At 50.9% G+C, this 14,718-nt stretch carries 18 protein-coding genes; all 18 read right to left on the reverse strand.

Going from position 1 to position 14,718, the window contains the following annotated elements; genetic code table 11:
• Position 1 precedes the first annotated feature (1 nt).
• Positions 2-271 carry a flagellar biosynthesis protein FliQ gene (fliQ, locus tag KDC22_RS19475; protein WP_173133207.1) on the reverse strand — a complete coding sequence of 90 codons (270 nt, stop codon included), beginning with the start codon at positions 269-271 and terminating at the stop codon, positions 2-4.
• Between the two features lie 22 nt (positions 272-293).
• The gene (fliP, locus tag KDC22_RS19480; protein ID WP_173133204.1) at positions 294-1,058 is read right to left on the reverse strand and encodes a flagellar type III secretion system pore protein FliP; all 765 of its coding nucleotides are present in this window, start codon (positions 1,056-1,058) and stop codon (positions 294-296) included.
• Positions 1,055-1,531 (reverse strand): flagellar biosynthetic protein FliO, encoded by a 477-nt coding sequence (locus tag KDC22_RS19485; RefSeq protein WP_246552765.1) that lies wholly within the window; start codon positions 1,529-1,531, stop codon positions 1,055-1,057. Before KDC22_RS19485 ends, fliP begins: the two co-directional genes overlap by 4 nt.
• Before the next feature lie 63 nt (positions 1,532-1,594).
• Positions 1,595-1,960, reverse strand: a complete 366-nt coding sequence (locus KDC22_RS19490) for a response regulator (protein WP_036692515.1) — start codon at positions 1,958-1,960, stop codon at positions 1,595-1,597.
• 26 nt (positions 1,961-1,986) lie between these two features.
• Complete coding sequence (fliY, locus tag KDC22_RS19495; RefSeq protein ID WP_211720057.1) at positions 1,987-3,321, reverse strand: flagellar motor switch phosphatase FliY; 1,335 nt, start codon at positions 3,319-3,321, stop codon at positions 1,987-1,989.
• Positions 3,311-4,309, reverse strand: coding sequence for a flagellar motor switch protein FliM (gene fliM, locus KDC22_RS19500; RefSeq protein ID WP_173133196.1), 999 nt, complete (start codon positions 4,307-4,309; stop codon positions 3,311-3,313). The genes fliY and fliM overlap by 11 nt, the downstream gene beginning before the upstream one ends.
• Positions 4,310-4,352: 43 nt before the next feature.
• Entirely contained in the window at positions 4,353-4,820 is a 468-nt protein-coding gene (locus tag KDC22_RS19505) for a flagellar basal body-associated FliL family protein (RefSeq protein WP_211720058.1), read from the reverse strand.
• Complete coding sequence (locus KDC22_RS19510) at positions 4,817-5,041, reverse strand: flagellar FlbD family protein (RefSeq protein ID WP_211720059.1); 225 nt, start codon at positions 5,039-5,041, stop codon at positions 4,817-4,819. The genes KDC22_RS19505 and KDC22_RS19510 overlap by 4 nt, the downstream gene beginning before the upstream one ends.
• Positions 5,042-5,157: 116 nt before the next feature.
• Positions 5,158-5,976, reverse strand: a complete 819-nt coding sequence (gene flgG, locus KDC22_RS19515) for a flagellar basal body rod protein FlgG (RefSeq protein WP_211720060.1) — start codon at positions 5,974-5,976, stop codon at positions 5,158-5,160.
• 123 nt (positions 5,977-6,099) lie between these two features.
• Complete coding sequence (locus KDC22_RS19520; protein WP_211720061.1) at positions 6,100-6,483, reverse strand: TIGR02530 family flagellar biosynthesis protein; 384 nt, start codon at positions 6,481-6,483, stop codon at positions 6,100-6,102.
• Positions 6,480-6,998, reverse strand: a complete 519-nt coding sequence (locus KDC22_RS19525; protein WP_211720062.1) for a flagellar hook capping FlgD N-terminal domain-containing protein — start codon at positions 6,996-6,998, stop codon at positions 6,480-6,482. Before KDC22_RS19525 ends, KDC22_RS19520 begins: the two co-directional genes overlap by 4 nt.
• Positions 6,999-7,025: 27 nt before the next feature.
• On the reverse strand, positions 7,026-8,501 hold the full coding sequence (locus KDC22_RS19530) for a flagellar hook-length control protein FliK (RefSeq protein WP_211720063.1): 1,476 nt from the start codon (positions 8,499-8,501) through the stop codon (positions 7,026-7,028).
• Positions 8,502-8,523: 22 nt separating this feature from the next.
• Positions 8,524-9,471 (reverse strand): MotE family protein, encoded by a 948-nt coding sequence (locus tag KDC22_RS19535; RefSeq protein WP_246552767.1) that lies wholly within the window; start codon positions 9,469-9,471, stop codon positions 8,524-8,526.
• Positions 9,472-9,489: 18 nt separating this feature from the next.
• Positions 9,490-9,933, reverse strand: a complete 444-nt coding sequence (gene fliJ, locus KDC22_RS19540; RefSeq protein WP_211720064.1) for a flagellar export protein FliJ — start codon at positions 9,931-9,933, stop codon at positions 9,490-9,492.
• A gap of 6 nt (positions 9,934-9,939) precedes the next feature.
• The gene (gene fliI / locus KDC22_RS19545; protein ID WP_173133697.1) at positions 9,940-11,253 is read right to left on the reverse strand and encodes a flagellar protein export ATPase FliI; all 1,314 of its coding nucleotides are present in this window, start codon (positions 11,251-11,253) and stop codon (positions 9,940-9,942) included.
• The gene (locus KDC22_RS19550; protein ID WP_173133700.1) at positions 11,246-12,094 is read right to left on the reverse strand and encodes a FliH/SctL family protein; all 849 of its coding nucleotides are present in this window, start codon (positions 12,092-12,094) and stop codon (positions 11,246-11,248) included. The genes fliI and KDC22_RS19550 overlap by 8 nt, the downstream gene beginning before the upstream one ends.
• The gene (gene fliG / locus KDC22_RS19555) at positions 12,087-13,103 is read right to left on the reverse strand and encodes a flagellar motor switch protein FliG (protein ID WP_173133170.1); all 1,017 of its coding nucleotides are present in this window, start codon (positions 13,101-13,103) and stop codon (positions 12,087-12,089) included. The genes KDC22_RS19550 and fliG overlap by 8 nt, the downstream gene beginning before the upstream one ends.
• A 4-nt stretch (positions 13,104-13,107) precedes the next feature.
• Complete coding sequence (gene fliF, locus KDC22_RS19560; RefSeq protein ID WP_173133167.1) at positions 13,108-14,697, reverse strand: flagellar basal-body MS-ring/collar protein FliF; 1,590 nt, start codon at positions 14,695-14,697, stop codon at positions 13,108-13,110.
• Positions 14,698-14,718 lie beyond the last annotated feature (21 nt).

A 14,718-nucleotide genomic window follows, 5' to 3' on the forward strand; every position in this document is an offset into this window, starting at 1 on the left:
CTCAACCGATATACATATGGAGGCTGCCCAGAATTTGACTGGTGAAATCCACCAGCTTCGTTATGATCCACGGACCGAACAGCAGTAAAGCCAGCAGTACGGCAACGATTTTGGGAACAAACGCGAGGGTCTGCTCCTGAATCTGGGTTGTGGCTTGAAATATACTGACTATCAGTCCTACCACCAGACCAAGAATCAGCATGGGGGCGCTGGTCTCCAGCACCAAATATACGGCTTGGCCGGCCAGACCGATGACAAACTCCGCATTCATCCCTTATGCCTCCTCTTACAAGTCAGGTGTTAAAACTTAGCAGCAGCGATTTGATTACAAGGTACCAGCCGTCCACCAGCACAAAGAGCATGATTTTGAAGGGTAAAGATATCATGACCGGCGGCAGCATCATCATCCCCATGGCCATGAGGGTACTGGACACCACGATATCAATAATGAGAAAAGGGATGAAAATCATAAATCCCATAGTAAACGCTTTTTTCATCTCACCAATCGCAAAAGCCGGCACAATAACGGTTAAAGGAATATCCTTATAGCTGGCCGGTTTGACAGTAGCGTTGTTGCCGGTATAGTTCATGAACAGCAGCAGGTCCTTCGTATTGGTCTGCTTGAACATGAATTCCTTAATCGGCTCCTGCGCTTTGTTCAGCGCTTCACTCTGGGTCAGAGTGCCCTTCATATAGGGCTGTAACGCCGTCTCGTTCACTGTTGCCAGAGTAGGAGACATAATAAACAGGGTCAAGAATAGAGCCAGTCCCACAAGCACCTGGTTCGGAGGCATCTGCTGGGTGCCGAGTGAAGTTCTTACGAACCCCAGTACGATCACTATCCGTGTGAAGCTGGTCATCAGCACCAGAAATGAAGGCGCTATGCTCAGAACCGTGACCAGAAGCAGGATAGATATGGAGCTTGTCCCCCCGCTCGAAGCGTCATTGTCCCCAACCTGTATGCTGATATTAGGAATCGGCTCGGCATGAACCGGATGCAGCAGCAGGATACTGAATATACCAAGCAGCAGTGCAGAAAGAATCAGCTTTTTTTTCATACATCCCCCGACTCTTTCTTAAGATCATCATCCCTAAGCAGTTCTTCCAGCTTCTCTTTACGCTCGGGCGCAAGGGCAAGCTTGGATTGCAGAGTCTCATAGAACGACGAAGTCTCGCTAAGCTCAATTTCCTGGGAAGGGATCTCACCGCGCAGCTTGGATTTGATTTTGGCGATTAGCGGTGTAATGATATTGCCCGTTCCTGCGTTCTGATCTTCAAAAGCGGAAATAATCAGTGCCACTTCAGCAGGATCTGTGATCTTATCCATCATGGATATGTTATCACCCACTCCAATCAGGTAGAGGCTGCCGCCAAGCTCTATGATCTGAATCGACTTATTCGGACCAAGTCCAAGCGCGCCCAGCGTACGAATGGAACGGCCGCTCATCAGGGTCTGATTGCGGCGTCCCAAAAAACGGATCAAAAGCACGATAAGAATAATAATTACGGCAAGAAAGAAGACAACTCTCAATAAATTCAGCAGGCCATTACCACTGTCTCCGAGCGTTCCGGAATTGGCTAACATACCTTGTTCCTATATACCCAGCGTTTTATTGATGGCTTCAATTACACGGTCTGCCTGGAAAGGCTTCACAATAAAGTCCTTGGCACCGGCTTGAATTGCATCAATGACCATAGCCTGCTGACCCATGGCTGAACACATGATGACTTTGGCATTGGCATCTACTTTTTTGATTTCTTTGAGGGCGGCGATTCCGTCCATTTCAGGCATGGTGATATCCATCGTGATCAGGTCCGGACGCAGTTCCTTAAATTTCTCTATAGCCTGTGAACCATCCTGGGCTTCACCCACTACCTCAAATCCGTTCTTCGACAAAATGTCCCGGATCATCATTCTCATAAATGCTGCATCGTCCACGATTAGAATTCGGTTAGCCATTTTTACAAAATCCTCCCTAAGTATGCTTATTGTAATTTTTGTATACGGTCCCACTGGCTGACGATATCCGTAACGCGGACACCGAAGTTTTCGTCGATAACTACGACTTCCCCCTTGGCAATGAGCTTGTTGTTGACCAGAATGTCAACAGGCTCGCCTGCCAGCTTGTCCAGTTCAATAATTGAACCTTGCGACATTTCCAGAATATCTTTGATCTGCTTCTGGGTCCTTCCTAATTCTACGGTTACCTTCAGTGGTATGTCCATCAATAAATTTAAATTGTTCTCGTCGATATTGCCGAAAGCGCCTGCACTCAGATTAGCAAATTGTACAGGCTGCACGTTCACATTGCGGCCCTGTGCCGGATTCTGGGGCGGAGCCTGCTGATATGGCATTCCTTGCGGCGGTGCTCCGTAAGGCGGCATCCCCGGCATCCCGTAGGCGGGCATTCCTGCCGGCGGATAATAATATCCCCCTTCCGGCATACCCGGATAAGGCGGCATCCCCTGACCCTGCGGCGGATATTGCGGCGGGTATCCCCCGGCCTCAGGCGCAGGCGTCTGCTGCTGAGCAGCAGGCTGTGCGGGTGCAGGCTCCGGTGCTGCAGCTGCCTGTGGCGGTGCCGCCGGCTTCGATGGGGCTTCAGCGGAGGACACAGCCGCCTCCTGGTCAGCCTGGCTGACATCGCCAAGCAGCATGGTTACCATATCCTTGGCGAATTGAACCGGCAGCAGCTGCATGATCGTGGAATCAATCAGGTCGCCGATTTTTAGCCGGAACGAAATCTGGATCAGGGTTTCATCATCCGGAAGACTTCCTACCCCTTCTCCGCTGGACATGTTAAGAATATCTATGCCCGGCGGAGAAATATTGACGAATCTGTTAAAGATCGTCGACATGGAGGTAGCGGACGAGCCCATCATCTGGTTCATGGCTTCCTGCACGGCGCTGATATGAATTTCATTCAGTTCCTCATCCTTCGGTTCACCTTCACCGCCAAGCATGAGATCGGCAATGACCTGGGCATCCCTGATTTTGATGACCAGGGAATTGATTCCCTGGAAGCCGTCCACATACTGAACGTGAACTGCCACATGGGGTTTGGGAAAGGCCTCTTCGAACTCTCCGCGGGTAATAATGGATACCTTGGGCGTTGTAATATCAACCTTCTTGCCCAGCAGCGTAGAGAGCGCAGTTGCCGCACTACCGAAGGTAATATTGCCAATCTCTCCCAGTGCATCCTGTTCAAATGGTGTTAAGTAATCATCCACTGTCTTCGGTGAAGGAGCCAAATTGCCTTCCGCAGACTGTCTGAGAAGAGCATCTATCTCTTCCTGGGACAAATAATCTTTACTCGTCAAACTCTTCAACCCCTTCGCTGACAATCTCGTCTATTTGCACAGCCACACGTTCTTTGATCATCCCAGGACTTCCGATGAATTTCAGCTTGTCCCCTACTTTGATCGACAGACCGGAATCCACAGTCTTGTTAAGAGAAATCACGTCGCCGATGCTGAGTCCGAGAAATTCAGCTATAGATAACCTCGATTCACCCAGCTCAGCCACGATCGGAAGCTGAGCGCGGTGAACCCGTGCCCGGATGGCTTCAAGCTCAACCTCATCCCGCACCTTCTTCTCGGAGACAAACCACTGGTGTACTGACAGCCTCGACATAATAGGCTCCAGAACAACGTGAGGGATACAAAGATTGATCATTCCCGTGGTATCCCCTATTTTGGTGCTGAGAGAGATCAGGGCAATCGTCTCATTCGGCGATACAATTTGCATGAACTGCGGATTCGTCTCCAGTGCTTCCATCCGGGGATGGATATCTAGCACGGTCTTCCAGGCTTCCTGCAGACTCTCAAAGCATCTGCTGAAAATCCTCTCCATTATCGTCGTCTCGATTTCAGTCAAAGCATTGATCTTGGAGGGCGCGGTTCCGAAGCCGCCGAGCAGCCGGTCTAGCATGGCAAACGCGATATTCGGATGGACCTCCATAACCATGCGTCCCTCTAACGGCTCGGCTTCAAAAATATTCAATATCGTCATTTTGGGAATGGAGCGGATAAACTCATCATAAGGGAGCTGCTCTACTTGAACGACATTGATCTGCACGAAGGTGCGCAATTGAGCCGAAAAGTACGTCGTAAGATAGCGGGCAAAGTTATCATGAATCCGGGTAAGACTGCGGATATGATCTTTAGAGAATCGTACGGCCCGTTTGAAATCATAAGAGCGGATTTTTTTCTGGGTTTCTTCTTTTTTAAGTTCGTCGGCATCCATTTCACCGGATGATAGTGCAGCAAGCAGAGCATCAATTTCGTTTTGTGATAGTACATCAACCAATTCAATCACCCCCCTATCAAAGAATTGACCCGCCGGCAGCCAGCTACATTGGCGCTAGAATGAATTTAGAGAATCCGATCTGGGTTATTGAACCCTCCGTCAGGTTCTTATTGATTAAATTCACCAGCTTGCTGCTGAATTGATCCTTGCCGCTGGCCCCGTTCAGTTCCTCGGGCTTGGCATCGGCAATCGCCTTGATAATGATCGGCGTGATCTTTATGGCTTTTATTTTTTCGAATTCTTCCTTGGACTTCGCGGAATCCAGTTGCAGTGCGATGTCAATTGAAAGGATGTAATCGGGATCAGCAAGATTAGTTTTGATGTCTTTGACTTCGGCCGTCAACGCGACGATTTCATCGGCGCTCTGCTTCTTGGCCTCCACATTCTGGACAGCTTGGTTCACATCATTCGCATCACTCGGGAAAAACCTGTCCATTAGTAAGAATGCGGCTACTACGATCAGTGTAACGGCCAGCAATATCGTAATGAGCCACGGCAGCATCTTTTTCATGAAAGCTCCTCCATTGACTGGACTTTAATGGTGGCAGCATGTGTGCCTATGTCCCTGTTATATTCCTTGATCTTGTTAATGACCTCATCGGCCTTTTCAAGCACAATCAGCCTTTTGCCGGTTACCAGCGTAATATACGTATCCGGTGATTCCTCAACCATTTCAACCAGCAGGGCATTCAGCCACATTGCTGTCCCGTTCAATCTTGTTACCGAAATCATAACAGGCCCCCTAACAAAAATAGGGGGAGGAGTTCCTCCCCCACGACTGGTAATAACATTTCCGCCCTAGGCAAAACGTTATTATTATACAGCAAGTATATTATTATGGTACAAGCTTAACGCTTCAGGTTAACTACTTCCTGTAATACTTCATCAGAAGTGGTAATAATCCGCGAATTCGCCTGGAAACCGCGCTGGGTCACAATCATCTCCGTAAACTCACCGGTCAGATCCACATTGGACATCTCCAGCTGCCCTGCAACGATAGTACCTGTTCCCACTTCTGCATCATTGGCAGTCGTTGGCTCCAGTGCGCCTTCAGCATTTGCATTTAAGGACATCCGGTACAAGTTACCGCCGATTTTCTCAAGCCCCTGCGGGTTACTGACTTTGCCGATGCCGATCTGAACGCCTGCTTCAGTTGTACCATCAGCCATGGTCTGGACAATCGTACCGTCACTGGAGATAGAGAATGCAGTAACTTCGTCAGCAAGTTGAATGACTCCGCCGCCGGAATCCACGACATGCAAGCCATCGGAAGTGATCAGGTTGCGGCTGGCATCCATATGGAAATCTCCAGCACGGGTCAGGAACGGAACATCCTGATCACCCGAGAGCTTCACCAGAAAGAATCCATCCCCGTCAATCCGCAGATCAGTAGGGTTATTGGTAGTCATCGCACTGCCGGCAGTATGCATCGTATCCACAGAGCCGATAGATACCCCAAGACCGATCTGTTTGGCATTGACCCCGCCTTGGCCCTCCTCCCCAGGTGCGGTAACCCCTGAGACGGTCTGGCTCATGATATCCTTGAACATTACGCGGCCGGATTTGAAACCGATAGTATTGACATTCGCAATATTGTTACCAATGACATCAAGCTTAGTCTGGAACCCGCGCATACCTGAAACTCCTGAGTACATGGATCTTAACATTATTTATCGTCCTCCCGGATATAGAGTCTTCTGACTCTTATGAATTTGAATGATGCTTCTGAAGCGATGGCCGCGTCAGTCGGTCGGCGGCCACTTTCGGCTCTCCAGTCAGGACCAGCCGGTTCAAGATATAATAACTGCACTGTCAATCTGCGTGAATACATTGTCTTTCATGGAATTGCCATCCATAGCCGTAACTACTGTCCTGTTCGCAACACTTACAATCAGCGCCATGTCTTTCATAAGAATCAGTGATTCTTTGCTGCCTTTGGCGGCTGCTTTATCTACCGCAGAGGAGATTTGGTCCAACTGGCGGCTGCCAAGCTCGATTCCCCGCTGTTCCAGACGTTTCGTTGCATGGTTGCTGAACTTCAGCATATTCTTATGGAGCACACTCTCGAACGACGCCTCGGGACTTGATGAACCCTTAACAGATTGCTGACGCTGCAGAGCCGAAGGATGTACAGAGGATGGATATAACTGTCCGATAGTTATTCTGTCGCTCATGTGGCCTCCCCGCTCTCCCCGGCGCCTGTTGCAGGATCATTGGCTGCTGGCGGTTCATTGACCGCTTCCGGTTCATTGACCGCTTCCGGTTCTTTACCGGCATTCTGGATTTGCATAATATCGGTTAGAGCAATCCGTTCTTTGCCTACCACCGCGTACTGCACACCGCTGCTGACAACTATGGATTCCACATTGCCTGATTTCGGCAATTTGGTCTCGGCATCTGTCCAGGTGATATCTTTGCCGATCAGGCCGGATACAGAACCAAGAGACTGATTCAGCGCCGTAAGCTGGGTTGAGATGTTCATAAGCTGCTCCACGGAGGAGAACTGGGCCATCTGGGCGATGAATTCCTTATCTTCCATCGGCTGCATCGGGTCCTGATTCTGCAGCTGGGTAATCAGTATTTTCAAGAACTGATCCTTGCCCAGTGTAGAGGTACCGGTTGTTTTGGGGGTCTTTGAATCCGATACATAATTCCATTGATTGCTGTTTGAGACTGGAGTTGTTGCCATATTAATTCACCTCGCTTGTCCTGTTCATTAAATCTTCGCTGAGAATCCGCCGCTCTGGCTATTCTCCTGCTGAGCCGCCGAGACCCAATCTTTCCATTCTCCGTTAAGCTCTGCTGCCAGCACTGCATCTGCGGATTCTTCCTGGCGTTCCCGCGGGCGTCTGCCTTGCTGTTGTCCGCCCGTCCCCGCCTGTTGACCCTGCTGTCCAGCCCACTGTGACTGAGGGGAGTTGTTATTCTGTGTGACTTCCAGCCGTTCTACCTGAAGTCCCTGGGACTGCAAAGCCAATCGAAGCTGGCTCATCTGCTGCTCAAGCATATCCTTGGTCCCGGCATGCTGGGTCAGGAACTGTGCAATCAGATTTCCGTTTTGCATGGTAATCTTCACATCCACTTGTCCAAGGTTCTCCGGAAATAACGTAATGGTAGCTTCAGCTACTCCGCCTTTTTGGACAATCTCAAGCTTGCCGCTGATAAACGTATTCATCTGCTGGGCGAATTGCTGAACCGGCACCGGTGCTGCTTCCGCCTTCAAAGGCGCCGTAATTCCGCCGCGCAGAGACAACTGTCCAGCCGTTACAACTTCCGGCTCCTGGGTTACCGCTTCGCCCGCGGGTAGAGTCTCTTCAGCAGCCCCCGCCTCCTTCAATACGGCAGCTATCCCTGTGATAACAGGAGCAGATACTTCATCTGCAGCTACAGCTTCGGCGGTGCCGGCCACTGCCGCTGCATTCAGCATGGAACCAGTGCTCGCTGAAGCCCCCAATAGCTTGCGGACATCCGCTGCCAAATCGGCTTTGTTATACATTTGAACTTCAGGCTCGGTTCCTATTGTCTGCTTAGGCATCGCTGCCGGAGCCTCAACAATTGCCGTAGGCTTGGCAGTCTTGGCCTTGTTATCGGCAGGAACACTCTCCGCCAGAATAGCCGAGAATTGACTCAGAAGCACAGCCCCTTTGGCTGCTGTATCTTGATCGCCGCTTACTGCCGCATCCTGAACCAGTTGAACCAGGCTGTTCAGTTCGTCTTGAACCGCAAACCGCAAGGTTTCAGGATTCCGGGCAAGCGGTGATAAGCTGCCGGAAGCATCTGCGGTACTCTCTGTTCCATCCTCTTGAACGGCCGGAGTATTCCCGGATACAAGAGCAGATACTTGAAGCAGCCAGCCTTGAAGCGCTGCAAGCAATGCCGGATCAGCCTCCAGACTGGCGTCCATGTTCTCCATGTCCTGTTCAAGACCTTCCAGAAGGCTTGCTTTCTTAACCTCTGCACTCCCAGTCTCTTCTCCCTGAGCTTGTACAGCATTCAGGAGTCCCTGCAGCAATGAAGCCAAATTACCGGTTACAGGAGTCTCAGAGCCTGTAGTCGCGGCAGCTCCCATCATGCTCTGAACCAGAGTCTGGGCAAAAGCTGTTGCCGGGCTCGCCGTCCCGGTTGTCCCCGGTGTTGTCCCTCCGGCAGCAGCCAGATTACCTGCGGTTAACGTTTGTACAATTAAACTCATCTTTTTCACCTCCCTTCAATCATTATTTTCCGCCCATCAGACGGTTTACAATTTTGGCAGTCTGCTTGCTGTCTTTCTTGGTCATCTCCCCCAGAATAGAGGAACGGACGGTGTCACTGACGGAATTCAGAACAGTAATGACCTTATCCGGGCTGAGGCTGTACATGGAACCAAGCAGCACTGCTGCATCCGCAGCCGGCATGCTGGTGAACGTCTGGCTGAGCTTCTCCTGATCCAGATTGGCTGAAGGCTTAGGAGGGGTTGTACCTGCCTCCTGCTTCAATCTGGATTGAAGGGCTGCAATAGCCATATCGGTTGAATTTGTGGTTTCTTTTAGCTTTATGGATACATCGGCAGCTTTTTTGGCATCCATTTTCTCCAAGATGGCCGACTTGCTGGCATTACTCATCACACTGAAGATCTGAACCATCTCATCTGTAGTCAGATTCTCCATAATCGGGGCTGCCTTGGAAGCCTTCATTCCAGCATACAGCTTGGCAAGATCCTTCACTTTCTTCAGATACGGATCTTCTTCCTCCTCGGTGGCTGCCGCTGTTGCCGCTGCGCTCTTCAAGCCGTCAATCTGCTTCTGAAGGGCTTCTGCCTTGGTGGTCTCCGCTGCTTTGTCTTCTTCAGCCTTCTTCAGCTTCTCCCCTTGCTCGGTTAGCTGTGCTTTGAGCTCTTTGATCGTGCTCTCGGAGCTGGCAGCCTGCTCTTTACTCTCTGCTGGCGGATTCTCCGCTGCTTCACCCGGTGCAGCTGGGTCCGGCGGCGGATCAGGCACCCACTTCTCTACGATAGGAATTTTGTTGGCAATCGCCAGTACATTCTGGCGGATGTCCATATTAAATAGGGTTAACAGTACGCCAAGCAATACAAGCGTAAAGATGATCGGAATCATCAAAAACAAGAAACGCTCCAGCTTGCCTGCCGACCCTTCATCTTCAAGTTCCATTTGATTATTTGCCACTAGCGGAAACCTCCCGGGTTAGAGGGATTTCATCGCGAAGCGGACGGTAGCCATCTCATCCAGTTCGTTTTGTTCCCGTAAACTCATATTCTGCAAAAATGCGGTCTGTGCCTTGTCTTTGGCTTTGAGCCATACCTTCTCATCAAGAACCTTCGTACTCAGGTTGTCCTGCTTACTCTGAACCTCGATATGCGCCCGGCTGATATCAGAAAGCTTCCGGGCGATGCATTTGTCGAGATAATCCATGTAATCCTGCATTTCACGAAGCTTGGCCATCGGTGTCTTCTGCTGTGCAGCACTTTGCAATGACGACATCAGCGAGTTGCGCTGGTCGATTAATTCATCCAGACTTTTTTCCTGTGCCTGCAGTTCTCCGAGCGCGCTTGAGAGCATCCACTCTGCCTGTGTTTTTTCGTTACCCTTCAAGTCCACCACTTTTTGAAAAGTATAATGGAATCTCATGATCAATCAACTCCTCGAGAACTGTGAAATTAAAGACTGCTGCACTTCACTAAGGGTTACTTTCTCATTCACCTTTTGCTTGGTGAAATCCCAGATGCTGTCGATGTAATGCATCGACTCATCAATTTGCGCGTTCGAGCCTCTTTGGTAAGCACCGATATTGATCAGATCCTCGGAATCCTTGTACACCGCCATCAGGCGCTTCACATTCTCGGCCGCTGCAATCTGCTCCTCCGGTGCGATATCCTTCATCACCCGGCTGATGCTGGAGAGAACATCTATCGCCGGGAAATGCCCCTTATTGGCGATATTACGATTCAGAACAATATGCCCGTCAAGAATTCCGCGCACAGCGTCGGCGATAGGCTCGTTCATATCGTCACCGTCAACCAGCACGGTGTAGAATGCGGTAATTGACCCTGTCGGGCCGGTCCCGGCCCGTTCCAGCAGCTTAGGGAGGCTGGCGAACACAGACGGGGTATACCCTCTCATTGCCGGAGGCTCTCCTACAGCCAGCCCCACCTCACGCTGTGCCATGGCATAACGCGTAACCGAGTCCATCATCAGCATGACATTCAGTCCGCGGTCACGGAAATACTCGGCGATCGTAGTGGCAATCAGAGCCCCTTTGATCCGGATTAGCGCCGGCTGATCCGAAGTGGCAACAATAACTACCGAACGCTGAAGGCCTTCCGGCCCCAGGTCACGTTCAATGAAATCAAGCACCTCTCTGCCCCTCTCGCCGATCAGGGCGATGACATTCACATCCGCAGAGGTGTTGCGGGCAATCATCCCCATCAGAGTACTCTTGCCGACACCTGAACCTGCAAAAATCCCTACACGCTGACCTTTGCCGATGGTCAGAAGTCCGTCGATAGCCCTTACTCCGATGCTGATCGGTTCCGCGACCCGCGGGCGGTTAAGCGGATTGGACGGGATGTTGAAGGTTGAGCTATGCGGCATCCTGGCCGGTATGAGTGAACCGTCCAGCGGTTGTCCCAGACCGTCAAGCACCTTGCCCAGCAGCTCAGAGCCTACTTGAACACTTAGCGGCTTGCCGGTGCCCACCACATCACAGCCCGGTCCAATCGCCTGAAGTTCTCCAAGCGGCATAAGCAGCACCTTGTTGTCACGAAAGCCCACAACCTCTGCCTGGAGCGGCTTGGTTCCCTTGGCAGGATAGATATAACAGACATCGCCGATGCTGGCGTCAGGCCCTTCCGACTCCACCATCAGCCCGATAACCTGGGTCACCTTGCCGTTAATCCGTACCGGGTCGAAGTTACGCAGCTGTTCCTTGTATCTTCCGCTGTCAAGCATCGTCGTCCCCATTTCCGTGTTCATCCGAGTCCAGCGCGATTCTGAGCAACTCTTTTTTGATTTCGGACAGTTGGGTATCGACACGCGCGTCGATGCTGCCGAAGGAGGACCGGATCACACACCCCTGGTCTCTGACTGTGGAATCCGGCAGAATCTGCAGCTCAGCCTGAGAGTCTACAGCAAGCGAGAGCTCTTCCCTCGCCGCATTGACAAAGGCAAACTGCGCCGGGGAGACACATAAAGAGATCAGCCCCTGCTCGCGCTTGCGGGCCAGATTCTTACGAATCAGGTCCATCGCAAACTGCGGTTCAACCGTGAGCTGTCTGTCCACGATTTTCTCGGCAATACTGCAGCTAAGCTCCACCAGAAATGGCTCAGCCTCCTGAATAATCACATCTTTTGCCCGGTACGCTTCCTGAAGCACAGTGCGTGCTTCCTCCATCATCTCGGCAAGACGCCGGGACATCTCCTGTTCAGCCTGCGCCAGGCCTTCCTGGTAGCCTTGCTGATATCCTTCGGATTTGACAGCCTCTATCAGCAGCTCATCCTGCTCCCTGCGCTGCCGCCACCACTCTTCAGCTTCCGTCCGTGCTGATTCCACAATATTCTCAGCTTCCTGGGAGGCGTTCCGGACTTGGCCTTCGGCGAACTCCTGGGCATCCTTCAGCATTTGCTTGCGGGACTGCTCCGCCGCCTCTCTGGCGGGGTCCTGATAGTGAACCTCACCCGGAGCCTCCTCATGAGCAGGCTCTTCGGTAAGTCCTGCATGATGTCTGGCCTGCTCCAGCCGCTTCAGCACATCTACCGGAATATATTGAGAATGTTTGATCAGCTTAGACAATAATGTCATCTCCTCCGCCACGGGCGATGATAATTTCACCAGACTCCTCGAGTCTACGGATCGTGCCTACGATGCGTGTCTGTGCTTCTTCCACATCACGCAGCCGTACAGGTCCCATGTACTCCATTTCCTCGCGGAAGGTCTCGGCCATACGCTTGGACATGTTGCGGAAAATAACATCCCGCACTTCCTCGCTGGCCACCTTGAGCGCAAGCTGCAAATCCGCATTGTCGATATCCTTGATAATCCGCTGGATGGAACGGTTGTCCACATTGACGATATCCTCGAAGACGAACATCCGCTTCTTGATTTCTTCTGCCAGCTCAGGGTCCTGAATTTCCAGGGAATCGAGAATCGTACGCTCTGTTCCGCGGTCAACACCGTTCAGAATCTGCACGATGGATTCGATACCGCCGGCATTCGTATAATCCTGGGTAACTGTAGCAGACAGCTTCTGCTCCAGTACCCGTTCGATCTGGGTGACCACCTCTGGAGAGGTGCTGTCCATAATGGCAATTCTCCGGGCTACCTCAGCCTGCTTCTCCTGCGGCAGGGAAGACAGGATGGAGGCCGCCTGTTCAAATTGCAGATAAGAGAGTACAAGGGCAATGGTCTGTACATTTTCATTCTGGATAAAGTTGAGAATCTGGTTCGGGTCCGCTTTGCGGGCGAAGTCGAAAGGTCTTACCTGCAGCGTGGCTGTCAGGCGGTTGATCACTTCGAGCGCCTTGGCGGAGCCGAGTGCTTTCTCCAGGATCTCCTTGGCATAATTGATACCGCCTTGCGAGATATACTCCTGGGCGAGACAGATTTGATGGAATTCAGACATGATCGACTCTTTTTCACCGCTGTCCACTTTGCGGACATTGGCGATCTCCAGAGTCAGCTGTTCAATCTCCTCATCCCGCAAATGCTTGAATATTTGTGCCGATACTTCAGGCCCTAGTGTGATAAGCAGGATAGCCGCCTTCTGGCGGCCGCTAAGTCCCTGCTGGCCAGCTTTTGCCATTCCTTCACCTCTGTTCTTCAGCGAGCCATGTACGGAGCAGATTTACGAATTCATCCGGCTTCTTCTTCGCCAGACTTTCCAGCTGCTTGCGGACCTGACTTTCATTCGTCACGCTATCCATGTTAATAGATGGAAACTCGGTAGGAACCTGCAGTGGAATATCTTCCTCCACTTCTTCCTCCTGCTTGCTCTTGCGGCTGCGGTAGATCAGGTAACCACCGCCTGCACCGACCAGTAAGGCGGCTGCACCAATGGCCCAGATCATCCAGGTTGCAAGTCCGCCGGATGTGTCATCCGCAGTAGTACTTCCAAATTGTTGCGAGTATACCGAAACTTTTTTGGTTAGATCGGCGTCTGTATAAGTGATACCCGAATCTGCTAATGAGGCACGGACAATATTAACCAGAATGTTCTGGATTGCTCCTGAAGTAGCTTCGTCCAAAGATGTTTGTCCTGCAGGTGGTTCAACCGCAACATTTATGGTTAAATCTTTTACAGTATATGGACTTGCAATAATATCTTTCGTAATTCTGGTCACTTCAAAATTCCTTGTCTCCGACGATTCCTCAGAAGAAGAAGCACCTGTGTCAGCCCCCGCAGGATAACCTGCAACATCTTCAGACCCTGTACCTGCAACTCCTCCGGATGCGTTACCTTGACCCGAATACGTCTTGCTGATAATTTGCGAGCTGATCTCAATCCCTTTCATATTCTCAGCATCTACCGGTACTACGATATCTTCCTTTCTGTTCTCCTTATCGAAGTTAAGCTTGGAGAACACCAGAACATCTACCTTATCCGGACCTGTGAGGGTACTCAGGAATTGCTTGACATCCTTTTTGACGTCGTCTTCAAATTTCTTCTTCAGTGCGAAGTTCTCTTCAACCTGGCTTGCGACACCTGCCTGGCCGCCCTTGGCCGTAGGTCTCAGCTCTACCTCGTTGTTGGTAATGGTAATATTATCAATCGGCAGATTCGGAACAGCAGTCTTTACGAGATTGAAGTACCCGTCGATATTCTCCTGTGAAGGCCGGAAGCCCGGATCGAAGCTCATAACAACGGAAGCCAGCGCCTTCTCCTGATCTTCCTGTGCAGCGAACACCGTTTCCTTCGGAAGAGTAATGAGAACCTTGACGTCTTTGATCCCCTGCATTCTTCTCATCAATTGTTCAACTTCACCATTAAGCGCATTGTTGTATTTAACATTGAATTCACTGTCTGTAGTTCCGATCATGGAAGATGATTCATTGAACACCTTGTACCCGATAGAACCCTGCTGCACAATCCCCTGAGAACCAACAGCTATCTTGATGCGCGCAGCGTCAGTACTGGGTACTGAGATGCTTTTGCCATCCGGGCTGAGACGGTAAGAAATCCCTGATGTATCCAAATAACTCATAACCCCTGCTGAATCGGTACTGTTCAGATCCTGAAAAGCAACTTCGTATTCTACCTTCGATAACTGCGTAGTCGTTACTACGATTACTATTATGATGATAAACAGAGTAGAGAAGAATAAGATCTTCTGTTTACCGCTGAATCTGTTCCAATACAGGGTTATCTTCTCCCGGTACTGGGCCAATCTTTCATTCACAGTGTCACCCCATCCGAAACG

Source organism: Paenibacillus tritici (genome assembly GCF_018207515.1).
In the GTDB taxonomy this organism is placed as follows: domain Bacteria; phylum Bacillota; class Bacilli; order Paenibacillales; family Paenibacillaceae; genus Paenibacillus_AQ; species Paenibacillus_AQ tritici.

Coding starts and splice junctions, on each gene's coding strand:
- fliI (WP_173133697.1), bottom strand. CDS start 11,253: ATGCTTGACAGCGGAAGATACAAGGAACAGCTGCGTAACTTCGACCCG.
- KDC22_RS19520 (WP_211720061.1), bottom strand. CDS start 6,483: ATGAGCGACAGAATAACTATCGGACAGTTATATCCATCCTCTGTACAT.
- KDC22_RS19530 (WP_211720063.1), bottom strand. CDS start 8,501: ATGAGTTTAATTGTACAAACGTTAACCGCAGGTAATCTGGCTGCTGCC.
- KDC22_RS19505 (WP_211720058.1), bottom strand. CDS start 4,820: ATGAAAAAGATGCTGCCGTGGCTCATTACGATATTGCTGGCCGTTACA.
- fliJ (WP_211720064.1), bottom strand. CDS start 9,933: ATGAGATTCCATTATACTTTTCAAAAAGTGGTGGACTTGAAGGGTAAC.
- fliQ (WP_173133207.1), bottom strand. CDS start 271: ATGAATGCGGAGTTTGTCATCGGTCTGGCCGGCCAAGCCGTATATTTG.
- KDC22_RS19510 (WP_211720059.1), bottom strand. CDS start 5,041: ATGATTTCGGTAACAAGATTGAACGGGACAGCAATGTGGCTGAATGCC.
- fliG (WP_173133170.1), bottom strand. CDS start 13,103: ATGGCAAAAGCTGGCCAGCAGGGACTTAGCGGCCGCCAGAAGGCGGCT.
- KDC22_RS19525 (WP_211720062.1), bottom strand. CDS start 6,998: ATGGCAACAACTCCAGTCTCAAACAGCAATCAATGGAATTATGTATCG.
- KDC22_RS19490 (WP_036692515.1), bottom strand. CDS start 1,960: ATGGCTAACCGAATTCTAATCGTGGACGATGCAGCATTTATGAGAATG.
- flgG (WP_211720060.1), bottom strand. CDS start 5,976: ATGTTAAGATCCATGTACTCAGGAGTTTCAGGTATGCGCGGGTTCCAG.
- fliP (WP_173133204.1), bottom strand. CDS start 1,058: ATGAAAAAAAAGCTGATTCTTTCTGCACTGCTGCTTGGTATATTCAGT.